Below are 25,006 nucleotides of genomic sequence, written 5' to 3' on the forward strand. Positions count from 1 at the left end.
GTGCAAGCGCAGCGTCAGAAGCCCGACGAGATAGCTATACTGCAACACGCGACGCGGTAACTTCGTAGTGGTCATCACCTCCTGCTACGAAGTCTCGCCAGCTAGCGGATTAAGCTGGCGGAAGAGGATTTCTACAGAGCAAGTCAGTGTCGATTCCAGCCCTGAAGCCACGGCAATTACCGCGGACGTAATTACTTGGCGTCGGCCTGGCGGCAATAGGCAACCTTGTCGGCCGTGTTGGTCGGCAATTTGCCGCCGGCACTCTTCGCAGCCGCCGGCGGAGTTGGTGCGACAATAGCCGCTGCCGGTTCTGCGACGGCTGCTTCTTCCACGACGGGGGCAGGCGACGCTTTTGCAGGTGCTGGCTTGGCGACGGTGGGAGCTGCTGCCTGCGGTGCGGCTTTGCCGCGCGCGGCGGCCAAGATATCGGCCGTCGATAGTTTCTGCCCCCCAGCCGGAGTCGCCGCACTGGCGGCCGGCTTTGCCGCAGCGGGAGCGGGCTTTGCCGGAGCGGTTGCAGTGCCGCCCGCCTCTTTAGCAGCCCGGGCGGCAGCCAAAATATCCGCGGTACTCATTTTTTTTGCACCCGCAGATTCCGGCGGAGCGGGTTTCGCGGCCGCCGGTGCAGCGCCCGCTTTGGCGCGGGCCGCGGCCAGGATATCCGCTGTCGATTGCTTGCCCGCCGCAGCCGGGGCGGTGGCCGGTTTGGCTGCGCTGGCAGGCGCCTTGGCCACAGCGGGCTTTGCTGCTGCGGCCGGTTTGGCCTCTTTAGCTTCGGCCGCCTTGGGGACCGGCTTGTCGACGATCTTCAGGAAGTCGATGCCAATGTCGTACCAACCGATATTGTTGAGGCCGTCAAACTCGACCAGCGCGCGACCGCTCATATTGACGGTTTTGATAATGCCCGTCAGGCCATGAAAGCGAGCCAGTTCGGGGCGGCCGATGTCTGCCACCACATATTTGTCGGTATATTCGCGCTTGAGCTTGTCGATCGCTTCAAAGTCCATCGCAGGCATAGTCATCTCGCCGCAGAAAAGTGGCTGGGTCGCACCGGCGAACAGGCATTCGCCCAAGGAAAACCCGCGAAAACAAGCATTCTGGCGAATCCGAGGCGTGAAATCAAGGCGGGGGCAGGGCCGGAGTTCCACGAATCCAGTATCGCCAGCGAATTGTCTGCGGCCAAACGTCGGTCTGGGTAATCAGTGGCTCGACAACGAGTCGGCAGTCGGCCTTGTCGAACCGCAGACGTGTCGTCCCCGGATCACAATTCAGCAAAATGCCAGGAGTCAATTCGATACTGGTCTCATCCAGGGCCCCGCTCCCGAGGAGGCAAGCGTATTCGCTTCCCAAATAGGCGGGCATCGCATTGATCCGTGCAGCCACGTCGAACCGTGCCGTGCCATCGTTACAGAGTTCGATCGATGCCGACCAATGACTTTTGCCGGCTGCGCCCACGGCCATCAGCACGGTTGCCCTGTCCCGCTTTTCATCGTGCCAATCCTTCAGTGGCGGGCTCGCTGGCCATTCGGCTGGTTCGTCCCGTGCCGACTCGGGCTCGATGGATTCAAGAACTGCGCAGTACTGCGCATCGATCTTGCAATATATGCTGTGGCTGTAGCGGTCTCCGTGGCGTTGGCGGTGGAAACGCATGGCATCACCAACGTCGACATCCGACGGGGGGGCCATTAAGAGCCTTCTCGATCCGCTTCGATCGGTTGCCCAGCCCGCAGGCGAAGAAACGCGTCGAGGAAGCCCTGGATATTGCCATCCATCACGCTTTGAAAACTTCCCACGGCGAAGCCGGTGCGGGCGTCTTTAACGCGTTGATCCGGATGTAGGAAATAATTGCGGATCTGGCTGCCAAAGCCGGTTTTAGCCTGCTTTTCGTATTTGGCTGCTTGCTCGGCCTCGCGTTTCTCTTCCTCGAGCCGTGTGAGCCGGGCGCGCAGCATCTTCTGCGCGAGCGCACGGTTCTTGTGTTGGCTGCGCTCTTGCTGACATTGCACGACGACGCCCGTTGGCAGGTGTGTCAATCGGATAGCGCTCGACGTTTTGTTGACGTGCTGACCGCCGGCACCGCTGGCGCGAAACACGTCCTCGCGAACTTCGTCGTAGTTGATCTCGATTTCGGCCGACTCGGGCACCTCTGGCGAGACGTCGACCGCGGCAAAGCTGGTTTGCCGCTTTCCTTCGGCGTTGAACGGACTGATGCGCACTAGGCGGTGCATGCCCGTCTCTCCCTTCAGGTAGCCGTAAGCCATCGGTCCGCGAATGATGACCGAAGCGCTATTGATGCCAGCCTGCTCATTGTCCTGCCGGTCCAACAGTTCGACTTCGTAACCTTGCTCGGCGGCCCAGTGCAGGTACATGCGCAGCATCATCTCGGCCCAATCGTTGGCGTCGGTGCCGCCATCGCGGGCATTGATCGACAGAATCGCGGCGTTCGCGTCGTGGGGACTGTTGAGCAGAGCCTTTAGCTCCAGGTCGGCCAGTGTCGCTTCCAGCCGGTCTAGCTCCGGCCCGATCTCGGCCGCTAGCGACTCGTCCTCGGCGCCTAGCTCGAGCATCACGTCTAGGTCGGCGGCCGATTTAACCAACTCGCGCAGCGGCTTGGCGATCGACGACAGGGATTTCAACTCGGCAACCGTGGCCTGGGCAGCCTCGGGCTTGTCCCAGAAGCCCGGCTCGCTCATTTGAGCTTCGATCGCGGCAACTCGCTGTTGCTTGATGTCGTAGTCAAAGAGAGTCTCGCAACTGCGTAACTCTTTGGCGAATGGCCTTGGCCCGATCGTCCAGTTCCCTGCTCATGGTCGAAGATTTCCGTAGTGGCGTCCGATTGGCCCTGCGGGGCCAACGATCACCAAGGGGGATACCACGTGACTCGCTGTGAGAATATTACCGGCGCACCGGCACTTGTACCACTGTGCATTGTCCGAACTGGCTCTAGGACAAATCAACGAAGGAGCCAGGCCAGCGCGTTTCGGGCATCAGCGAGCGGGGGGCATTTCCCTCCGCAGCGGCAGCGCCCGTAAGGTGGTGCGCGGTCTACCATCTACCTTGTCGGTGTATACGAGATAGGCCGTTCGTCCATCGGACGACAGGCTCCACATGAGGCGCGGCTCTGTGCCCCACGGGCCAAGCCGAAGCAGGGCCTGGCCGGTTGCCACGTGCCAGAAACTCAAGTAATGGCCGTCCTCGACTGCGATCACCGTCCGGCCGTCAGCAGAGAATTCTACGTCGACCGGCTTTCGATGCGTCATGGCGATGCGACGAATAACCTGGCCATCCGAGCGATCCCAAAGAAAACCTGAGCGGTCAGTGCTCATGCTCACTAACAGCCCGCCATCGGGAGCCACGGCAAGTTCTTCCAGTGACTCGTGATGCTGCGAGAATTCCCGACTGGTAGTGCCGTCGTCGGCGTTCAGTTCGTGAATTTTCCCTTCTTGATCACTGACGTAGATGCTTGCGCCGTCCGGCGAAAACGCCACATCCCAGAGGCCGCTCCTTAGTGGACGCTGCCAACGGAGCTGGCGTGAGGCAAGATCCACGGCCCAGACGTTCTTGGCCATGGCAATCACAACCAATTCGGCGATGGGCGAGTGCACAATATTAGAGTCGTTGTCGGGTATTAGCTCATAGCTCCAGAGGGGATCCGTACCGTTGCGCGCAAAGACGCTAAAGTGGCCCGTGTTCGAGACCACGGTCAACGCGTTGCCGTCTGGCGAATAGGTCAGCGCGATGGTTTGGCCCCTAAGACCATGCAGTTGCCGCGTTGCAGTTTCGCCCGCCTGCTGGTGGATGATGGTTACCTCGTCGGGTTGCCTAGTTACGACGCTGATCTCGCGTTCGTCCGGGGATACCGCGATGTGGTGTCCCGAGCCTGGTAGGCGGACGATTTCGCGACTGCCGGAGGTGGCCTTGGTGAGCCACAATCGCGCTGTACCATCTTTCGCGCCGGTGGCCACACAAGCGCCGTCTGGTGAGACCGCAGCCGCAGTCATCCGCCGCATGTGTCCCCGCAGCAGGCGATCGGGCTCGTCGCGTCCGATTGTCCAGATGCGTCCGATGTGATCATCGTAAACGCCGATAACCTGATCCGTGCCCAAGTATTCCACGCCTCGGCACGATTCGTCACCGACGGCATCAACAAAGCGTGGGTTTGCCGGGTCAACAATGTCCCAAATACGTATGCCGCCGTTAGCGCGCGCGATTGCCACGTGCTTGCCATCGGCACGGATCGAGATACCACGTGGCCAGACCTGGCGAGCATTCTCGAGATCTTTCTCAATGGCTAAGGCCGCGATCATCGTGCCGGTTGCTACATCCCACAGGCGTGGCACTCCCCATTCCTCGGCCACAATGACATGCCGGCCATCCTTGGTGAAACAGACGGCGCGCAGCTCGCGACCGTAGGCGGTGATTTTCCGTACGATCTCGCCACTGCGCCAATCCCAGAAGATCAGCTGTCCGTCGGCGCCGACCGAAGCCAGCGTGACGCCGTCAGGTGAGAAGGCCACGTCACCGACCCATTTCTGGTGACCGTCGCTGAGAATGCGAATGACGGTGGCCGACTCGACATCGCAGAGCACGACGCGCCGCCGATCACTAGCGACGGCCAGCACCTTGCCGTCGGGCGCGAAGGCGAGACCGTTGAGCGGGGCGCGTTGGGGCTCGTCGATAGTGGCCTGCAACTGACCGCTGGCAACATCCCACAGCCGGATGCGTCCGTCCGAGCTGGCCGTGGCCAGCACTCGGCCGTCGGGACTGAATCGCACGCTCGTGATCTCGCCGTCGTGATCGGGCAAGACCATTGAACCCTCATTCAATTGGCCTGCCAGGTAATACCATTCGATGCCGCGTCTGTCTGGCTCGTTGTCACGCGGCATGTGACGCTCAAGGTTCTCCTTGAGCGCCGCGAAATTATTACGGTCCCAGGCTTGCTGCGCCAATTGAATATCAGTGGTGTAGAGCAGCTCTTTGGCCTGTTGCTCGCTGGATTGTGCCTGGTCGGTAATCTCCCGGAGGCGCACATTGCGGGCTTCGATTTGCAGCCAACTGTCTCGCAGACGTAAGTAATGCACCGACACGCCCAGTAGCGCGCCGACGAGCGACAGCGTACAGACTCCGAGTAAGGCCGCCGTGGCGGGCCGGCGTCGTGCCCACTTCCATGCGACTTCCAGGGTGGTCGTCGGGCGCGCTGTGATCGGTCGTCCGCCGAGAAACCGACCCAGATCGTCAGCCAGGGCGTGGGCCGTCGCGTACCGTCGCGACGGTGCTTTTTCCAAGCACTTCCGGCAGATCGTCTCCAGATCGTGCGGCACGCGCGGATGGCTGGCACGTATTCGCGATGGATCTTGCGTCGTGATACGGCGCAATACCTCCAGGTCGGACTCGGCAGCGAATGGCGGGCGGCCGGTGAGCAACTCGTACAGCACGGCCCCCAAACTGTAGATGTCCGCTGCCGAACCCGCCTGCTTGCGGCTACCGCCGACCAATTCGGGCGCCATGTAACGAATGGTGCCCAGCACGGCCCCGGTTTGCGTCATGTCGCGGTTGTCGTCAGCCAGTTTGGCCAGCCCGAAGTCGACTAACTTCGGGACCCACGCATCGGGGCCATCTGCGGAGCCCTGACGGGCGTCCACCATTAGGACGTTGCCAGGTTTGATATCACGGTGCAACACGCCGCGCTCATGAGCATGAGAGACGGCTTCCGCAAGGCTGCGGACAATCTCGGCCGCCAGACGATGCGATATCGCGCCGGCTTGTTTGCCGAGCCAGTCGGCCAAGGTGATCCCGGAACAAAGCTGCGATGCGATGAATGGAACCACCCCGTCGATGCCGGCTTCGAGCACGGCCACGATGTGTGGATGATCGAGCTTTGCTGCGGCGCGCGCTTCCTGTTCGAAGCGCGCCTGCATCTCGGCCGAAGCCAAGACTTCCAGGCGGGGAATCTTCAGCGCCACGTGCCGCTGGGTGCGTGGATCCCAAGCGCGATAGACGATGCCGAAGCCGCCGGAACCCAATTCATCGAGAATCTCGAACCGGCCAAGGATTCGTGGACGCGTCCCACCATTTGGTAATGGCGGCTCGTGCATTAAGTTTGCCAGCCGTCGAGTACCGCCTCCGACAGCGGCCAGAATGTCCACGCAGCGTTGGGCCCGTTGCAGCCGATCCAATTGCGCGGACGGCAACTCGTCAGCAAATAACTGAGATGTATCGGCAGGCGGATTGTCGCCAACGGTATCGCCGCCGTCCAGCCGCTCCTGATAGGCGATCAGGCGGTCGACGAAGACGTTGTCAATCGGTTCATCGTCCATCGTGTTCATACGGCGCAAGGTCAATGGCCAGTCGTTCGATTGCCCGGACCCACAATTTGCGAACCGCGTCGCCGGACCGTCCCATCGCATCGCCAATCAAGTCGAATGGGAGGCCGGCAAACGTTCGCAATTGGATGACCTGAGCGTGATCGGGCGGGAGCCGGCGTAGGGCCGCATGGACCAACTCGCGCTGTTCGGACGTGACAACGCACTCGCTCGGCGAAGGCGACGAAGATGCCAGCTCGGGACGCGCGATCGCGCTCGAACACGCGCCAGCCAACGGCACCTCGAGCGCGACGGCACGCTTTTGCGCATGGTGATAGCGACGCTGCGCGTCTAGCAAATTGTGGATCAGAATCTGCCGCAACCATGCCTTCAACTCGCCTTCGCTGGTGCCGATAAATTTGCGAAAGTCGCGGGCTGCTTGCAGGAATGTCTCTTGCACCAGGTCCGAGGCGGCCACTTTCGGGACCAGGTCTGTTTCCAGTTCTTCATTCGCCACCCGTAGCAAATAGTCGCGATAGAGATCGAAAAGTTGGCCAATGGCGGCATAAGAGCCGTCTTGTGCGGAAATAATCGAGCGCTGGACGCGCCAATCGTCTTGCTGACCGTCGCCAGACAACAACGACATGGTTAGGCCCCAAGGCGTTAATGCGAGCCCCAATCGGATGCGCTTTTCAATCTGCAGCCATTATTACAAGGAAACTGTAGGAACCGTAATGATTTCCCCAAATGTTTTGGGAACTCAAAAAAATAACGGCTACAGCCTCGTGCGGTCCTAGTACAGCCGGTTGGCCGCGATACCTCTGACCAAGTGCGCGCTTGACGCTTCCGGCGGCCTGGATAGGCTGAACACAAGGTATTTCCGCTAAACCCCTTTTCGCGACCGCGCCTCCATGCTGACCCGCCGTTCCTTAGGCTGGCCGATCACGCTCGGCGTGGTGATGATCGTGCTGTTGGTCGCGCTGACGGTCGGCTGGATCCTGGTAGTCGTTGTGGCTGCCACCCGGACATCGGCCAGCGGTTACTGGTGGGCCATTCTGGCGGTCGGGACGACATTTCTGGCCTTGGTGCTGGTGGGGGTGGTGCTGTACCTGCTGCTGTCGATCAAGGAGATCCGCCTCAATCAACGACAATCGAATTTCATCGATAGCGTGACCCACGAGCTGAAATCGCCACTGGCGTCGCTCAAGCTCTACGTGCAGACGCTGTCGCGGCGTAATGTGACCGAAGAACAGCGTGTCGATTTCCACCGTTTCATGCTCGACGATCTGGAGCGGCTCGATTCGTTGATTAACCATATGCTCGATACGGCGCGCCTCAATTTGGCTCCGCCGACTGACGAGACGGCCGATGTCGAACTGTCGAGCGTGCTTGAACGCTGTGCCACTACGGCGTGTCTTCACTACCGATTGGCGGACGATACCGTCAAACTGGAGCTTACGCCTGCCGTGGTGCTGGCCCCGCCGATGGACGTGGAAGTCGTATTTCGCAATCTGATCGACAACGCGATCAAATACTCCGGCGAGAAACCAGAAGTAATCGTACAGTCGTGGGTAGCCGGCGGTGGTAATGTGGTAACGCGGATCATCGACAACGGGCCGGGTATCCCAATCAACATGCGACAAAAGATTTTCGGACGTTTCTTCCGCATGGGAAGCGAACTAGAACGGTCCAAACCCGGCACGGGACTGGGATTGTTTATCGTGCGCACGTTGGTCAAACGGATGCGCGGAAAAATCAATGTCCGCAGTCGCGGAGGTCAGTCCGGCAGCGTATTCGAGGTCGAACTACCAGGTCGGGAACTGACGCCACAACAATCAGCTGCGTAGATCGGTCGCACCAATCGATTAGGCCTGAGCGGCGGCATAAATGGGCGGCGGGCAACAGCCGTACTGAGTCAAGGCGAGTTGGATCATGGCCTCTTCGACAGACGCAAAGCACATTTTGGTCGTCGAGGACGAGCAGCATCTAGCGATCGGCATCAAGTACAACTTGGAAGCCGAAGGGTATCGCGTTTCGTTAGCGGCTGACGGACCGACAGCGCTGGGACTGATTGCCCCTGGGCAGGCAGGCATCGATTTGTTGGTCCTCGATCTGATGCTGCCAGGTATGAGCGGGTACACCGTTTGCGAAACGCTGCGCGAGCAGGGCAACGACATGCCCGTCTTGATTCTCAGCGCGCGAACATTGACGGAAGATCGCATCCGCGGAATGGACGTAGGTGCAGATCAGTATTTGGAAAAACCGTTCGATTTGGACGAGTTGTTGGCGATGGTTCGCAATCTGTTGGCTCGGCGATTACGTCAGCCTGTGCAGCGCGTACATCGCAAGCTGAGCAACGAGTGCGAGTTTGGCCGCGCGAAAGTCAATTTCGACACTTTCCAAGTGACCGTTGATGGTAAAAACCTGCGTCTGACCACGATGGAAATGAAGCTGCTTCGTTACTTCGTCGAGAACGAAGGATCAGTCATCAGCCGCGCGCAATTGCTCGACGACGTGTGGGGACTTTCCGGCAGCCCTACGACACGCACCGTCGATAACTTCATCATGCGCCTGCGGAAATACTTCGAGCGCGACCAGGAGCAGCCGCGGCACTTTCTTTCGGTACGCGGCACAGGTTACCGTTTTGTGTCGTGCGAAGAGGCAGACGAGTAAGACCCGAGGGCATTCGTTCGCAGTAATCGCCACCCTCGTGTATCTGGCGCGTTCCCCCGGATTTTCGCTACGATCGTTGAAATCGTGACAATCTGCGCAACGCTGGCAGAAACTTCGGGTCAGACCGTATTTCAGGCACATTCCGGTTAGCTGGTTCCCGATGACTAGGTTGTGGAGCGAGGGTGGGAGAGACCCGCGTTCCGCGCATATGTGCCGCGGCGCGCTGCGTGGGAAGCACACTTAGTGGGGTGATTCCTCGCAGGCGCGCCGCAGCGCACTATTTTGGCCGGCTTCGCCGCCGCGCTCCGTGGTCCTGCGCCAGCCTGATCTTGATCGGTCTCGCCCCCCAATTCGCAGCCCGTCTTCGGACGTCAGCGTAGGGGACCTGGGCCGGCTCAGATGACCGCCAGACTTTTCAAATGCCGCAGATTCTCGTCTGCTCGGCAATTTATTTGCTTTGGTCCCACTAGTCGTGGCAGAATACGCAATTCCTAGTTGCCCGCCGCGGAACTTGCCCCCCTGCCACCCGCCGCCCTATCGGCGCTTCGATTGATGCACGACCACGACACCCTTTTGATGCGCCGCGCAAAGTCGGGGGACTCGGCTGCTTTTGCTGAGTTGGTGCGTCAATACCAGCCGGCGCTGCGACGCGTGGCTGAGAGCCGTTTAGGTTCCACCGAGGCCGCGGAAGACGTGGTGCAAGAGACGTTTCTGGCTGCCTACAAATCTCGGCACACCTATAACGAGCAGTTCGGTTTTCGCACCTGGCTGTGGACCATACTCTTCAACCAATGTCGCCGTTACGCGGGGCGCCAGTCCCAAAGAGGGCATGTGTTGTCGCTCGATGCGCAGAAAATGCCATGCGGAACCGAGCCAACGGGGTTAACAGACGCGGGAGCCGATCCTTCAGCGTTGGCCGGGCTATTAGCCCAAGAGCGGCGCGAGTTGCTCGAGAGATTGCTCGCGCAGCTTAGCGGTGTTCAGGCGGATGCCTTGCGTTTGCGGTTTTTCGGCAGCCTGAAGTTTCAGGAAATCGCTGAGGCCATGCAATGCAGCCTTTGCACGGCCAAGAATCGCGTGCGCTGGGGGTTGCTGAAGCTCTCCGAGCTTGTTCAGCGCGAGCGCCAAGATCTGCCGGAAGCCGATGCCAACGACTCGTTAGTTGAGTCAGCACCACTCGACACTCCCTTGCCAACTCGGGGACAGCGGCAATGACGTGCGATGACGTTTTTGACGTGCTCACTCGTGGCCCGTTTCCAACCGGCGCAGCGGGAGATCATTTGGTCGAGCGGCACTTGACCGATTGCTGCGATTGTCGGCGGCTGGCCACAGCCTTGCAGCCGGCCGTGGAGTTGTTCCAAGAATCGGTTGGACCTGATGAGAGCCAGGGGCTGCCCGGCTATCGCGGACGCGCGGCGCTTCCCTACCTACCCGCACCCAAGCCGCATGACGTCGTTTTGAGCGACGAGGCCACCAGCTTCGACCTCCCGAATGGCCAAACTCGACCTTGGTCGCGGTCGGATCGGGCCGCTCGCGGTGGGCCCGTGCCATCGTCCAAAGCTGGTCGCGCATTTCGTCGGTCCCATGGAAAACTGCTGGCGCCGCCTGTTCGTGGCTTCACGCCCGCGCGCACGAACCTCATGCGGTTCGCGGCAGCCGTTCTCATTGGCGTGGCGGCGGCTGCCGGGTCGCACGGGCTTGGACCCTGGCAGGCGGTGCCTGCGGGCATATCAGATCGTCCTCCAAGAGGCAACGATTCGACGATCGGCTTAATGGGCGACGATTCAGTCGAGACGACGCGGCAGTGGCTCTCGCGCCTGGCATTGCCGGCCGTGTGCCGGATTCCGCACGATCGTAAGGATCGCGGGACGGACCCATTCGAGGGCCCATTAGAGGGCGTACAACTCGCCATGGCCTTAGAATGCTGCACGAATTGTCACACCAAGGCGCAGAGTGGGATTCTGTCGGCCGATGCGCGGTCGGTGGTGGTGCGCGCCTGCCAGGCCTGCCATTGAGCGACTCCTAAATATGCCCCCTCTGGCCCAGCCCTGCGGGGCACGGTACGGTTGTGCCGGCTGATGCGATTCTGGCAGCCCGATCACTGCGGCCCGAATGCCGCAGGTGCCCCCGGCGATTTCGACGACGTTTTTTGGTTTACAAGTTCGACAGCCAGAGTCAAACTGGGGGTTTAGCCTCGGTACACGCGTAGCAGTCAGGCAGCCGAGGGCGGGTTTAGTATCCGCCGAATCACGCACTGGTCAGGAAATTACCGGCGTCGAAGTAGGTGCGCGCTGAGCTGTCCGAGCCTGGTCAGCCTAGCAGCTTCTGCGCTGAGGTCCCGTTATCTTCTCGGAGCAACACATGATGTCTCGGCTCACCGGTCCCCTGGCGTGCGGATGCATGTTCGTCGCCTTGGTTTCGGTCTCTGCCCAGAACGCGGCCCTGGACCAATACTACGGCGACGGTGTTCATGCGTTCTTCGCCGGCGATTATGTCCGCGCCTTTCAAAACCTCACGTCCGCATCTTTGGCCGGCAGCAAGGACCCACGGGTCTACTATTTCCGCGGTCTGGCTTGCTTGCGACTAGGACGCGACCCCGATGCGGTGCTCGATTTCGACCGAGGGGCGAAACTCGAGACGGCTGAGACGGACCGCTTCTACGACATCAGCAAGGCGCTCGAGCGCGTGCAGGGTCGCGACCGCATATTGGTCGAGCGACATCGCAGTCAGGCACGCTTATTAGCACAGCAGGAATTGCAGCGTCGCCGCTACGAGCGCTACGAGCGCATTCGACAAGTCGAACCCGAAGTGCTGATGAAGGCCGGGCCAGCGGCGGTCAAGAAAAAGCCCGCCGCGCCGGCGCCCGTCGTTGTAGCGAATGAAGATCCCTTCTCCGACAATGTTCCGGAAGCGGCGGAAGCGGCCGGAGCCGATGCCGCCGTAGAGCCGCCTGCTGCTGACGAGATGGCTGACGATCCTCTTGCCGCCGATCCCGCGGCTGACGAGCCGGCCGGCGACGCTATGCCTGCCGAGGAGGCAGGAGACGAGCCGTCCGCCGATGCTGGGCCCGACGAGGCGGCGCCGGCTGAGGAAGCGCCTGCTGCCGCACCGGCAGATGATCCTTTTGGTGAAGACGCGCCGGCAGATAATGCTCCCCCCGCGGCCGCGCCCGGTGAGAGCGCCTCGACAACGACAAGTGAAGTGCCGCCGGTAGCAACGGAAGAGGTATCCCAGGTTGAAGACACCGTTCCGACTCCGCCGGAAGAAGTAGCCCCAACTGTAGCTGCTGATGAAGCCGCACCAGCCGTTGAACCGGCAGCCGTTGATCCATCGGTCGCGGCCAAGCCGTCGGACGATCCCTTTGGCGCCGAGGAGCCGACCGCGCCGAGCGAAGCAATTGCCGACGCCCCGGCCGAGGATGTGCCTCTGTCGGAAGCCATGCCGGGCGAAGACCCCGCCGAACCAACATTGTCGGAGGCGATGCCAGGCGAGGAACGCGGCGAACCCGCACTCTCTGAAGCGATGCCTGGAGAGGATCCGGCCGAGCCGACACTGTCAGAAGCCTTGCCAGGTGAAGACCCCGCTGAGCCAGCGCTTTCCGAGGCGCTGCCCAGTGAGGACGCCTCGGAACCAGCATTGTCGGAGGCGACCAGCGACGAAATGCCGAGCGAAGCTCCTGCCGTGATTGCCGCTGACGCCGATCCCTTTGGTAGCGAGGAATCAGTTGAAGCACCTCCCGAGGCTCCCGCTGCGGATGCCGCGCCGGTGGCAAGTGGAACTGATGATCCGTTCGGCTCTGACGAACCGCCAGCGGCACCGACCGAGGCGGTCTCCACAGACGCCATGTCCGACGCCACACCTGAAAAGCCAACGGATGATCCGTTTGGCGCAGACTCACCAGCGAAGGTTGAATCGGAAGGTCCGGATCTCGCACCGGGCGATGCTCCGGCCAAAGAAGATCCCTTCGGGTCCGACTCGACGACCCCGTCGGCACCTGAGGCCGATGTAGCCGAAAATGCCCCGGCAGCGACCGACGAGCCAGAAGAGATGGCCATCCCGAGTGACGCTAGCAAGGGGGCACCGCCGCCGGCGGGTGACGATCCCTTTGCCGGACCGGATTCCGAGCCTGTCGCAGCGCCAGCAGGCAAACCCAGTGACGACCCGTTGAGCGATGGCGAATCGGTGCCGACTCCGCCACCGACGGGATCGGTCAAGAGCGCTCCGCCCGTTCCCACGCGTACACCGACAGCCGCCGGCGCTCCCCGTGGCGTGAAGCCCAGAGCCGCTCAGGCTAAACCAGCGGTTAATCGCGGCGTGTCGGTACCCGGCGGTGCGCCGATCATAAAGAATAAGTTTGTCGATAAGCCCTCCAAACCCGCCCTCACCGCGCCGTCCGGGCAACCGGCTGCCGCGCCCCCCGCAACTCCCGCCGCCCCAGACGACGATCCGTTTAAATAGCGTCCTCGCCCTGTAGAAACGTCCTGGCGCCCCGCCACTTTTAGTGTGTGCTCGCTCGTTCCTCAATCGCTTTTAATTGGACAGTAGTGACTAACGACGGTCAGCACCGACCGTCGACCGGGTTGCCGTGCGGCTTATGGTATTCCAAGATGGACGGCCGTAGTCCGGGTCTATCGACAGGCGATAATCAAGAACTTCTGGCGGGCGGCGTATGAACGGCGATTCCGTTCGATGCCACGTGTTTTTTTCGCAGCAGGTGAAAGATGATTAGGCGAACGCTTCCAGCAACCCGGCGCGCAGCGATCTGCGCAGGACTTATAGTGTTTTGGGCAACATCTGCGTGTCTGGCCGCTCCGACGATCAAGCAGATCTCGTCGCCAGGATTGCAGACCGGTGCGACAACTGTGCTGGTCGTTGAAGGGACGGACCTGACTGACGACACCGAGGTGGTGTTGACGGTACCGGTTGCTGCGCAAAAGTTGCCAAAGCCTGCTACGGCCGACCGCGTCGAGATTGCGATCACACTCGACGCGTCGGTGATCCCCGGCATCTACCCGTTGCGTGTTGTCAATCGCCGCGGAATATCCAACGCCGTGCTGGTGGGGATCGACCAACTCGCCGAGCGGCCGTTTGCGCCGGATGCCGGCAACTTGCCCGTGGCACTTGGCGGGACATTGACCGGTGGAACCATTTTGCGCACGAGTTTCGACGGCAAGGCCGGGCAGCAAATCGTTGCCGACATAGAAAGCCACCGCCTCGGTAGTAGCTTGAATCCGGTGCTACATCTTTTCGATGCGCGTGGCGAGCAGCTTGCCTGGTCGCAGATGGTCCCGACCCTTAACGGCGACGCGCGGATCGTGGCCCGCATCCCAGCGGACGGGCGCTATACTGTCGAATTGCACGACGCGCTCTATCGCGGAGCCGAGCCCGGGGCATTCCGGCTGAAGATCGGTGAACTCCACTATGCGGACTTGCTGTTTCCCTTAGGGGGACAGCGAGGATCCAAGGTTTCGTTGGCACCGATCGCCAGCAACCTGGCTCCGGAGCAGAGGATCGACGCCGACCTGGCAGGTGCCGTGGGGACCATTGCGGCACGGTGGCCGACTGATCGTTGGTTAACGGGGACCCGGCCGCAAATCCTGGTCGGCGACCTGCCCGAAGTTTTGGAACAAGAGGGCGTCACCAAACCGCAACTGGTGCCGGCGCCCGTGGCCCTTGATGGCCGATTGCTCGCGCCGCATGAGGAAGACCAATATGTGTTAGCTGTCTCACCGGGACAAACGTGGCGGCTGGCGGTGACTGCGGCGCAAGTTGGCTCTCCGCTCGATGGGGTATTGTCGGTGCGGAAGGAATCGGGCGAACAATTAGCGACCGCCGACGATACGCCCACCACGACCGACCCGACTCTGGATTTCAAGGTGCCCGACGGTGTGGATCGCATCCTAGTGGCGGTCAAAGATTTACTGGACCGTGGCGGCCCTGACTACGTCTATCGCCTGACGGCGGCGCTGGCCGATCGGCCCGATTTCCGTTTGCAGATACTTGCGGACCGCGAGCAGGTACCCGGCGGAGGCGCAGCTATCGTGCGCGTCCGTGCGAACCGGGCTGGCTATCAGGGGCCGATCAAGTTATCGCTTTTGGGTTTACCTAGTGGCATCGCGATTGCGAATGACGAGATCCCGGCCGGGGCGACCGACGCGCTTGTCTCGCTGTTGGCATTCGGCAGCCCGGCACATGCCATCACAAGTATCGTTGGCACCAGCGCCGATCCAAACATCCTTCTTGTTCGTCCGGCCCAATTGGCTGAGACCCCTATGGCGGTTCGGCAACCATGGCTGCGTTCTGAGCTGGCCCTGGCAGTGACTGGCGCAAATACCCTATCGGTGGTCTGGGAGCCCGAAGCGACCGGCACGCAGTTGCCGCTCGGGAGTCGGCTGCCGGCGCGGATCGCGGTAACGCGCGCGCCGTTGGCGGCGGGCGCGGTGCGATTGTCGCTTGTCACGAGTCAGATCGCGCCTCGCAAGGAAATCACCGAGAACAACCAAAAGCGCCAAGTTGACGATGTGGACCGCATGCTGCGGCTGGAAGGCACGCCCACGATTGCCAGTGATCAGGCCGCCCTGACAACGCCCATTTTGGTACCGGCCGATCTGCCGAACATTCCCTACGACATGGCGATCAAGGCCGAATTGTTATCGGCCGATGGCAAAACAACGATCGCGAGTGCGACCACACCGGCACGTCGGTTGACCTCGATTCAGCCGCTGCGGATTGAGCTGGCTGGCGAACCGAAAGTCGAAGCGAAGTCTGGCAGCGGCGAAACCGGCCGCCTGCTGGGCAAGGTCATAAGGCTCGGCGACCTGCCGCATCCGGTCACGGTAACGCTGACGGGCTTGCCGGCCGATTTCCTAGCCCCCGCTGTAGAAGTGCCTGCCGACAAGAGCGACTTCTCGCTGCCCGTTTCCTTCCCCTTCAACACGCCGCCGAACGATCTGGCGAACGTCGCGATCGTGGCCACAGCGCAGCCCGGCGGGGGTACTGCGGTACGATCAAACGAGCTACCCGTGGCCGTCAAGATCGTTGCCGGCGGGGCGCCCCCGGCGCTCTATCGTCTGTTCGAGGACGAACAACACTTCGTGAGTCTGCTCAATGAAGGGGGCGGCAAGGCGACCGTCGAGCCGACGGACCGGTTTGCAGGCACGGTAGCCCTGCGTGTCAGTCCCGACCAGAAGTTCCGCGCAAAGCTGCCCGGGCTGGGGGTCAAGATTGCCGAGAAGCCAGGTGAGGGAGAATACCGATATCTACGTTTTGCCTGGAAGAAAATTGGCGGCGGCAACGTACTATTGCAACTGAATGCCAACGGCACTTGGGGGCCGACACGGGGGCAGGGAAAGCCGGGTTATCGGTACGAAGCTGGACCGGCCGACAATTCGTTTCATGTCGAGGCGATCAAAATCAGCGATCGGTTGCCATACGGTTGGACGGTTGTCACTCGCGATTTATTTGCGGACTTTGGCGCATTCGAGCTCGACGGGCTGGCCTTCACTGCCGGCGATGGAGAGGCTGCGCTGTTCGATCACATTTATCTCGCGCGCAACGAAGATGACTTTCAGGCCTGTCCGGCTCCCTTACCGGCCGAGCAACCACTGGCGGTGTTCGAAGACCAGCCCGATTTCGTAGCTAGTATGAATCAGGGAGACGGGTCGGCGTCGCTGGCGACTGACGACAAATTCACCGGCGCCGCGAGCGTGCGCGTGATGCCAGATCAGCGATATAATCCGGCGCTTCCCGGATTGGGAGTGAAGATTCGTCAGAATCCTGGTGCAGGAGAGTACCGGTATCTGCAGTTCGCTTGGAAAAAACAAGGGGGCCAGCGGGTCTGTTTGCAGTTGAACCACGATGGTCAGTGGGGGCCAGTGCCGTCGACCAATCCACTTAAGTTCCGCTACGATGCGGGGCCGGGCGGTGGAGAAACTTTTGGCGGTGCCAAACGTGTCGGCGACGTCCTTCCCAGTGATTGGGTGGTTGTGACGCGCGACCTGTTCGCCGACTTCGGCGAGTTCACGTTTTCGGGTTTGGCGCTCTGCCCTGTGGATGGGGACTTCGCCTTGTTCGATCACATCTACTTGGCCCGGGCGCCGCGCGATCTCGATCTGACGGCACAATAGGCGAACACGCCGCGAATCGCATTGTCCTGTAATTCTGCTGACCGATATCCACGACAGCCAATAGCGCAGGGCGTGGTCATTTAAGGTCGTCTGCTGATCGGGCTTGTAGCGACCATGCAGGGCAGCGTTTGACCCTCGGTCCGATTCTTGAGAGTGGCCAGGGCTTTCGGCGACCACTGCGACCATTCCTTGACCAGGCAGGTCAGTGTGTCTAACGGGGAATAAGCCGCGGCAGCGACAAGTGCTTGACGATTCGGCAGAGCCAAAGCACGGGCGGCACACCGTATGCTGTGCTTACTTCGCAGGTCCATGACGCCAGCCGATTCGCTGGCGACGTATTTGCGAAGGAGCCCATCCATGTGTCGACGATTCGCTTTGTGGACGATTGTTATCGTTATCTTCGCGACAGCACACGGACGAGCGGTGCGGGGATTGGATATTCAGAAGCGATCGCAAATCATTGCGTCGCACGTCTCGGGTGCCGCAGAAGCCGGCAGAAATGCCCATAACGACGAGACACGTCGTAGCGCCGGGAAGTTAGCGGGAGACTGGCGCTACGTCCCTTATCATGGCCGGCACTGGTATTGGATGCCGAATCAAACATGGAGCGTTTGGCAAGGTCGCGCATGGATGCCCTACTCGCCAGGGATGTTCTCGCCGGAGGCCAATAATGCTAGCCGCCAAGTAACTGGCTATCGAGGAGTGCCAGCGACCGGTGAGGAATTCCGGCAGCCAATGAACTATCAGGCTCCCGCCGGCCGACAATTCAGCTCGCCAGGGCCGAGTATGCCCAATGAGCACTTCATGCATCCGTGAAGGGGCGGCAGCGAACTGGGGGACCAATTTGAGAAATACTCGGGCCATCTTGGTAATGTATTTCGGCAGGATGCATGCCGGGCTTGCACTGCGTTGACGTGTATTGTCCCGGCCACATAGATTACGCTATCCGCGTTCAAGTTGAGGAGGAAGCGTCGCGCAGCGCACAGGGAGGTGCCAACAATGCAGACTACGTCAGGCGAGCGCGTGATTGGTTGGCTGCCGGGATTGGTACATTTAGCATTCTTCGTGCGGTATGCGCTGTTGGTGCCGTTTCTGCTGTTGCTGCTCGCCTTTTTCGGGTGGCGATATCGTACCAATGCGATTTTGGGTAACGTATTTCTAGTTGATAGTCCCGCGCAGCTTTTTCAATTGACCTGGCTCTCGCTGGCGGCGGTAGCTCTCTCGGCGGTCGAAGCGCGCGTCACGCTGCTGAATGCCAAGGAGCGTTTTCCCGATTGCCCGAGTTGGAACATTGATGGCGCCGAGTTCACCTGGCTGTGGAGTGTGGCGTGGATCGTCGCCTGGCTCGCCGTGGGACTGGCCGTACCACTGGTTTGTGCTTGGGCAACTCCTTATGGCAACACGGGTCTGGCCCCCCCGCTATCCGGCATAGTTCAACAATATGGCGTGAGTATGGCGGCCGGCATCGTCGTGGCCGGGGGCCTGCTGCTGATTGCAAGCGGAGCAGCACGATTTGCGATTGGGCGAAAATTGTCCGCCGCCGAGATACTTCCCTCGGATGCCTGCTTCCGCCAATTGCAAGGCGCCCGGTTTGTATCGCTGGCGGATAGGGCCATTGCGCGCGTGCTGAGTTTCAGCGATGGCGGCTATGTTGAGCCGGCCGAGTCGGATCCCGTCACTGGAGATATCGTTGCCTATCGCTTGCGCCCGGGACACGCTCAAGTTGCCTTCACCCTGTTGCTATTGCTGGCGGGGTACGTCGTCGCGTGCGCCAAAATCACGCCTGCCAACCCGACGGTGCCGGTGTTGTTTTACCTGTTAATAATTCTGTCGATTTCCGGCGTGTTGTTGTCGGCGGCATCGTTCTGGCTCGATTTGTATCGCCTCCCCGTGCCCCTCGTGATGTTGGCATTGGGCATCGTGGTGAACCTGGCGTCACAGAATGACCATTTCTTTGCCATGCTCCCGCGCGCCAACACCGATCCGCCGCCGACGCTGTACGACGTGGTCCGTACCTGGCAACCGAGTGGCGCCCAGGGGCGGGTAGCCCTGGCGTTACCACGTGGCAAGGATGGTCAGCGAACATTGGTCGTTGTGGCCGCGGCCGGAGGGGGCATTCAGGCGGCCGCCTGGACCGCGAAGGTATTAACTGAGTTGCACGATCGCTACGGCGTTCCCTTCACACGCAGCGTGCGGCTGGTCAGCGGCGTTTCCGGCGGTAGCATCGGCCTGATGCATTATCTCGATCGATTTGAAGAGCTTAGCAATGCCGCAACCAAGGATGACCAGCGCGCCGCACAGATGTCGATCAACGAACAAGCCAGGGCGTCGAGCTTGGAAGCAACGGCCTGGGGTGTGGCATTCTTCGACCTGCCGCCGGCTATCCTGCCCATGCGTCATTTTTGGCCGGGTCTGCAGCGCGACCGGGGCAGCGTGTTGGAAAGTTTATGGTCGAGCCGGTTGGCACATAGCGATCCGACCAAATATACGGTCCGCAGCCTGCTGGATGACATTCAACAACGTGGGCACCCGATCCCCATCTTCAATAGCACCAACGGCGCGACGGGCGCGAGGTTCTTGTGGTCGCCGATTCAATTGATCGAACGCGCGAGCGGGCGGCTGAGCGATCCGGAAGAGCTCGCGCAAGCTTATCCGCAGTGGGACCTGAGCGTAGTATCCGCGGCTCGATTGTCGGCGACGTTCTCCTACGTGTCGCCCATTTGCCGCCCGGTTTTTCAAGACGCGCCGTATCCGCGCGTGCCGTTTGCCGACGGAGGATACGCAGAAAACGAGGGAATCCTGAGCGTGCTGCAAGCCTTGACGCAATTGTTGTCGCACTATCAGACCGAGACATCCAACGCAGAGTCACCGCCGTTCGATCGCATTTTGATCGTGCGGATCCTGCCTTTCGCCGGTGCGCAGCCGGCAGCACGTACGACCTACGACGGGCAAGATGCCGTGCTCGAGGATCACGTCTCAGCGTCGGCGTGGCGGCGGGCCTTGACCGGGCCGCTCGAACTACTAACGCAAGTGCGCGAATCGTCCCAATCGGAGCGCGGCGAATGGGAGGCGGCGCAGATGCAGGCCATGCTGGTGGCCGAGGCCAGACGATGGGCCGCCTCGGCCGGCGACGATCGAGACAGTACGGAAGACTCCACCGACAGCCTGGGCTTGGCGACCCTGCGACGCTCGCTCGAACCCTTTGCCGTCACTCACAACCTCGTGCGGCGACAAAAAACCGGAGAAATGACAGAGCTCGCGTCGACGAGCGCGGTACACGACAACGATGGGCACCCTTTGCGCGAAACTGTCCATGCCACCGCGCCGCCGCTGCAAATCGCTTCTGTCAAATTCGCGTTCACGTTGCCGGGCCACGCTGGCGTCAGCCACTCGGCGAAGCTTGTCGTCACGCAAACCGATGATGAGTGGGACGACTATTTCACGCCGCTCTCGTGGAAAATGAACAATCGCCAGAAACAGGCGATCGACGCGGCTTGGCGACGCATTTCGCACAGCGACCTCGGAAACCTATCGCCGCTGGACGAACCGCTGTTCTTTGCCCCTGGCGACGAGGAGCCCTCGCTGACGCTAGAGGACTTGTTCGAGCATGCCGAGCCATAAATCGTTGGTTCGAGAGTGACCGGTAATGTTCGGTCACTCAAGCGCGGGAGTATCGTACGACCCGCACCTCTCCGTCGTAGTCGATTTTGTCGAATTCGGCCGTCATCCACGCCAGCACCTGCGCGGGCTTGCCGCCGCCAGAGCCCGCGCCGACGAGCGGAAAGGCAATCGATTGGCAGCCGGTATACTTGGCGAGCGCCATGGCATTGCGGACCGAATGGCGGATGGAAAACTCAGACGACCGCCACAGGATGTTAATGCCAGCGACGTGGATGATGGCCTTAAATGGAAGCCGGCCCGCCGATGTCGTCACGGCGCCGCCCAGTGGGATGATTCCCTTGGTGCGCAGTTCGCGAAACGGCTGCGTGCCGCCGCGACGTTTGATAGCGCGTGAAACTCCTTGAGGCAATAGGAGCCACCACGGGATGAAGTTGCGATTCCAGGCGTTGACGATCACGTCGACGTCCTGATCCAAGAGATCACCATCGACAACGCGCAAATTCATCCGCACGCCCCGCGCGATGAGCTAAGCCGCTCTTGCCAGTCGATTACCATACTACATCATTTCCAAGCGAAGTCGCCGGCGTTGACGCTGGGCAAATAGCTGACCCCCATCAGGTATTTGTCGACCGCACGGGCCGCTTCGCGCCCCTCGTGGATCGCCCACACAACGAGCGACTGCCCGCGGCGGATGTCGCCGGCGGCGAACACGCCCTCGACACTGGCCATGTAGTTGGCATCGCATTTGACGTTGCCACGGCCGTCGAGCTCGAGATCCAAATCGGCGATCGCGCCTTTCTTCTCCGGTCCGAGAAAACCCATGGCCAACAACACCAACTGGCACGGCCAAGTCTTGGTGGTGCCGGGGACCTCTTTGAACTGTTGCCGCCCCTGGGCGTCTTGAAACCACTCGATCTCGGCAGTGACGAGATTCTTTACGTGCCCTTTGTCGTCTGCCTGGAATTCCTTGGTGAGGATGCTCCAGTGACGGTCGCAGCCTTCCTTGTGCGAGCTGCTGGTGCGCAGCATCATCGTCCAATAGGGCCACGGTGTGTTCACAGGGCGCTCAGACGCCCGGGGGAAATAGCCTAGATCCGGCGGCTTGGGCAATAGCTCGAATTGCGTGACGCTGCGAGCGCCGTGCCGATTCGACGTGCCTGTACAGTCGCTGCCGGTATCGCCGCCGCCGATGATGATCACGTCCTTGCCAGTAGCCAGCAGCGAGACTCCGGTTGGGATCATATCTCCCTGGTTCCGTTTGTTTTGCTGTGGCAAAAACTCCATTGCGTAATGCACTCCCGGCAGGTTGCGGCCGGGGATGGGCAGATCGCGGGGTTGCGTCGCGCCGCCGGTAAGCAGCAGGGCGTCGTACTCCTCGCGCAATTGGGCCGTTTCGATATTGCCGCCAATGTCGGCGTTGCAGCGGAATTCGACTCCTTCGGCCTCTAATTGGCGGACGCGTCGCCAGACTTTGGATTTCTCGAGCTTGAAGTCGGGGATGCCGTACATCAGGAGCCCTCCCGGACGATCGGCGCGCTCGAAGACGGTGACCCAATGGCCGGCGCGGTTCAATTGTTGTGCGGCCGCCAGCCCAGCCGGACCAGCACCCACCACGGCCACACGCTTGCCGGTGCGAACTTCAGGGGACTCGGGCGTTATCCAGCCCTCGTCGAAGCCGCGATCGGCGATCGACATTTCGATCTGCTTGATCGAGACAGGATCTTCGTTGATACCCAGCACACAGGCGGTTTCGCAGGGTGCCGGGCAAACGCGGCCGGTGAACTCCGGAAAGTTGTTTGTGGCGTGCAAGCGCGCTAGGGCCTCGCGCCAGCGATCGCGATACACCAAGTCGTTCCAGTCTGGAATGATATTTCCCAGCGGGCAGCCGGTATGGCAGAACGGCACGCCGCAATCCATGCAGCGCGCACCCTGACGGCGGATTTCCTCGGGGGCCAAGATGCGGAGGAACTCCCCGTAATGCTTGACGCGCGCGTCAGCCGGCTCCTCGTCATATTGCCGGCGATCAAACTGCATAAAACCGCGGATATCACCCATGCGCAACCTCTTCCAACTCTCCTGCGGCCTTGCCCGCCGCGGCTTTCTTCATACCTGCCAGCGCTCGTTTGTAATCGAGCGGCATGACCTTCTGGAATTTCGGAATCAATTCTTCCCAATGATCGAGCACGTACTGTCCACGCTTGCTTCCTGTGTACTCGACGTGCTTGCGAACCATATCGAAGACGATTTGCTGGTCTTCCGCCGCCTCGAGTAATTCGAGTTCGACCATCTCTGTGTTAACATGGCCGGGGAAAATACCAGGCTCGTCGAGCACATAGGCGATGCCGCCGCTCATGCCGGCAGCGAAATTGCGCCCCGTCTCGCCCAGGATCACGGCCACACCTCCCGTCATATATTCGCAACCGTGATCACCCACACCTTCGACGACGGCTCGGGCGCCTGAGTTTCGCACACAGAATCGTTCGCCGGCGATGCCCCGTAGATAGACTTCGCCGCTGGTTGCTCCGTAGAGCACGACGTTGCCGGCAATGATGTTCTCTTCAGCCTTGAACGGGCTATCGGCCGGCGGATAGACGATCACCTTGCCGCCCGAGAGCCCCTTGCCGCAATAGTCGTTGACCTCGCCTTCGACGCGAACCGTCACGCCCGGCACGCCGAAGGCCATGATGCTCTGGCCTGCACAACCGTGGAAAGTGAGCTGGATCGTATCCTCGGGCAAACCTTTGCTGCCGTGGCGTCGGGTAATCTCGCTCGATAGAATCGTGCCGACCGTGCGATTCGTGTTTTGGATCGGCAGGTCGAAGGCGACCGGGGTCTCGTCTTCGATGGCCGGCCGGCAGAGGTCGAGGAGCATCGTCATGTCCAACGATTTGTCCAATCCGTGATCCTGCGTTTCGGCACAGAATGTCTTAACACCGGGTGCCGTAGTGGGTTTGAAAAGGATGCCTGAAAAATCAAGCCCGCGCGCCTTCCAGTGGCTAATAGCTTTGCGGGTTTCGAGCAAGTCGACGCGTCCGACCAACTCGTTAACGGTCCGCATGCCAAGCGAGGCCATGATCTCACGCAGGCCCTCGGCCAGCATGAAGAAGAAGTTCACAACGTATTCAGGCTTGCCGGCGAATTTCTTGCGCAGCTCGACGTCTTGCGTGGCCACGCCGACGGGGCAAGTGTTCAGATGGCACTTCCGCATCATGATGCAACCGACCGTGACGAGTGCCGCCGTGGCAATGCCCCACTCTTCGGCTCCCAGCAAGGCCGCCATGGCGACATCGCGGGGCGTACGCAACTGCCCGTCGGTTTGCAGGACAATTCGACCGCGAAGATCGTTTTTCACCAGCACCTGGTGCGTCTCGGCCAGCCCCAATTCCCAAGGGACACCAGCATGTTTGATTGAGGTGAAGGGGCTCGCGCCGGTGCCGCCATCGTGCCCGCTGATCAGTACCACGTCGCTTTTACCTTTGGCGACGCCCGCCGCGACGGTTCCTACGCCGACCTCGGCGACCAGTTTAACGCTGATCCGCGCCTCGCGATTGGCGTTCTTCAGGTCGTGAATTAATTGGGCCAGGTCTTCGATCGAATAAATGTCGTGATGCGGAGGCGGAGAAATCAAGCCGACGCCCGGCGTGCTGTGCCGGATGCGGGCGATTTCCTTGTCGACCTTGTGCCCTGGCAGCTGACCTCCCTCGCCCGGCTTCGCCCCTTGGGCCATCTTGATCTGCAATTCCTGGGCGCTGACCAGGTACTCGCTGGTCACGCCAAAGCGACCGCTGGCCACCTGCTTGATCGCGCTTGAACGGAGATCACCGTTTGCATCGGGATTGTAGCGGGCCGAGTCCTCGCCCCCTTCTCCCGTGTTGCTCTTGGCCCCCATACGGTTCATGGCAACAGCAAGCGTCTCGTGGGCTTCTTTCGAGATTGACCCGTAGGACATCGCACCCGTGGCGAACCGCTTGACGATTTGGGCCGCCGATTCGACCTCCTCGAGCGGGACCGGATTGTCGACTTGTTTGAAGTCCAACAGGCCGCGGAGGGTTAGCAACTGTCGCTGCTGATCGTCGATCGTCTGGCAGTATTTCTGAAAGTCTTCGCGGCTGTTCAAGCGCGTGGCATTCTGGAGCTTGGCGACGACCTCGGGGTTGAACAGATGCGCTTCCCCCTTGCGGCGCCATTGATACTGACCGCCGACGTCTAGATCGAGCGTCTCGGGAACATTGGCCCGGGGATAGGCGTGTTCGTGGCGGCGCAGCGCTTCCTCGGCAATGGCCT

The 25,006-nt window shown here is 61.0% G+C and carries 16 protein-coding genes; 8 read left to right on the forward strand and 8 right to left on the reverse strand.

Annotated features, from left to right (window positions below; genetic code table 11):
* Window positions 1–191 precede the first annotated feature (191 nt).
* The 5 genes from VGG64_08400 to VGG64_08420 form a co-directional block, all read right to left on the reverse strand.
* A complete protein-coding gene (locus tag VGG64_08400) occupies window positions 192–1,016 on the reverse strand; it encodes a hypothetical protein (GenBank protein HEY1599607.1) in 825 nt (274 codons plus the stop codon).
* A 103-nt stretch (window positions 1,017–1,119) separates the two neighbouring features.
* Complete coding sequence (locus tag VGG64_08405) at window positions 1,120–1,686, reverse strand: hypothetical protein (protein HEY1599608.1); 567 nt, start codon at window positions 1,684–1,686, stop codon at window positions 1,120–1,122.
* Window positions 1,686–2,808 (reverse strand): peptide chain release factor 2 gene (gene prfB / locus VGG64_08410; GenBank protein HEY1599609.1). Its coding sequence is split into 2 segments (ribosomal slippage): window positions 1,686–2,738 and window positions 2,740–2,808, totalling 1,122 coding nucleotides; the frame shifts between segments, so codons are not numbered across the junction. Before prfB ends, VGG64_08405 begins: the two co-directional genes overlap by 1 nt.
* 179 nt (window positions 2,809–2,987) lie before the next feature.
* Entirely contained in the window at window positions 2,988–6,326 is a 3,339-nt protein-coding gene (locus VGG64_08415) for a protein kinase (GenBank protein HEY1599610.1), read from the reverse strand.
* Window positions 6,307–6,948 carry a sigma-70 family RNA polymerase sigma factor gene (locus tag VGG64_08420; GenBank protein ID HEY1599611.1) on the reverse strand — a complete coding sequence of 214 codons (642 nt, stop codon included), beginning with the start codon at window positions 6,946–6,948 and terminating at the stop codon, window positions 6,307–6,309. Before VGG64_08420 ends, VGG64_08415 begins: the two co-directional genes overlap by 20 nt.
* A 265-nt stretch (window positions 6,949–7,213) precedes the next feature.
* On the opposite strand from VGG64_08420, the gene VGG64_08425 reads away from it, so the two are divergent.
* From VGG64_08425 to VGG64_08460, 8 genes are all read left to right on the forward strand, one after another.
* Window positions 7,214–8,149, forward strand: coding sequence for a HAMP domain-containing sensor histidine kinase (locus VGG64_08425; GenBank protein HEY1599612.1), 936 nt, complete (start codon window positions 7,214–7,216; stop codon window positions 8,147–8,149).
* 85 nt (window positions 8,150–8,234) lie between these two features.
* Window positions 8,235–8,975: a response regulator transcription factor gene (locus VGG64_08430; protein ID HEY1599613.1), complete on the forward strand. Its 741-nt coding sequence runs from the start codon at window positions 8,235–8,237 to the stop codon at window positions 8,973–8,975.
* A 552-nt stretch (window positions 8,976–9,527) separates the two neighbouring features.
* Window positions 9,528–10,190 carry an RNA polymerase sigma factor gene (locus tag VGG64_08435; GenBank protein HEY1599614.1) on the forward strand — a complete coding sequence of 221 codons (663 nt, stop codon included), beginning with the start codon at window positions 9,528–9,530 and terminating at the stop codon, window positions 10,188–10,190.
* Window positions 10,187–10,990 (forward strand): hypothetical protein, encoded by an 804-nt coding sequence (locus VGG64_08440; protein ID HEY1599615.1) that lies wholly within the window; start codon window positions 10,187–10,189, stop codon window positions 10,988–10,990. The genes VGG64_08435 and VGG64_08440 overlap by 4 nt, the downstream gene beginning before the upstream one ends.
* A 349-nt stretch (window positions 10,991–11,339) precedes the next feature.
* Entirely contained in the window at window positions 11,340–13,433 is a 2,094-nt protein-coding gene (locus tag VGG64_08445; protein HEY1599616.1) for a hypothetical protein, read from the forward strand.
* Between the two features lie 320 nt (window positions 13,434–13,753).
* Window positions 13,754–17,101 (forward strand): hypothetical protein, encoded by a 3,348-nt coding sequence (locus tag VGG64_08450; protein ID HEY1599617.1) that lies wholly within the window; start codon window positions 13,754–13,756, stop codon window positions 17,099–17,101.
* Window positions 17,102–17,458: 357 nt separating this feature from the next.
* On the forward strand, window positions 17,459–17,917 hold the full coding sequence (locus VGG64_08455) for a hypothetical protein (GenBank protein ID HEY1599618.1): 459 nt from the start codon (window positions 17,459–17,461) through the stop codon (window positions 17,915–17,917).
* Between the two features lie 183 nt (window positions 17,918–18,100).
* The gene (locus tag VGG64_08460) at window positions 18,101–20,722 is read left to right on the forward strand and encodes a hypothetical protein (protein ID HEY1599619.1); all 2,622 of its coding nucleotides are present in this window, start codon (window positions 18,101–18,103) and stop codon (window positions 20,720–20,722) included.
* Between the two features lie 37 nt (window positions 20,723–20,759).
* Here the strand turns inward: VGG64_08460 and VGG64_08465 are convergent, their stop codons facing one another.
* The 3 genes from VGG64_08465 to VGG64_08475 form a co-directional block, all read right to left on the reverse strand.
* Window positions 20,760–21,227: a macro domain-containing protein gene (locus tag VGG64_08465; protein HEY1599620.1), complete on the reverse strand. Its 468-nt coding sequence runs from the start codon at window positions 21,225–21,227 to the stop codon at window positions 20,760–20,762.
* 56 nt (window positions 21,228–21,283) lie between these two features.
* Window positions 21,284–22,777, reverse strand: coding sequence for a glutamate synthase subunit beta (locus VGG64_08470; protein ID HEY1599621.1), 1,494 nt, complete (start codon window positions 22,775–22,777; stop codon window positions 21,284–21,286).
* Window positions 22,770–25,006: glutamate synthase-related protein (locus tag VGG64_08475; GenBank protein ID HEY1599622.1), on the reverse strand; the 2,237-nt coding region annotated here is incomplete at its 5' end. The genes VGG64_08470 and VGG64_08475, both read right to left, overlap by 8 nt.

This window comes from Pirellulales bacterium (assembly GCA_036490175.1).
GTDB lineage: Bacteria > Planctomycetota > Planctomycetia > Pirellulales > JACPPG01 > JACPPG01.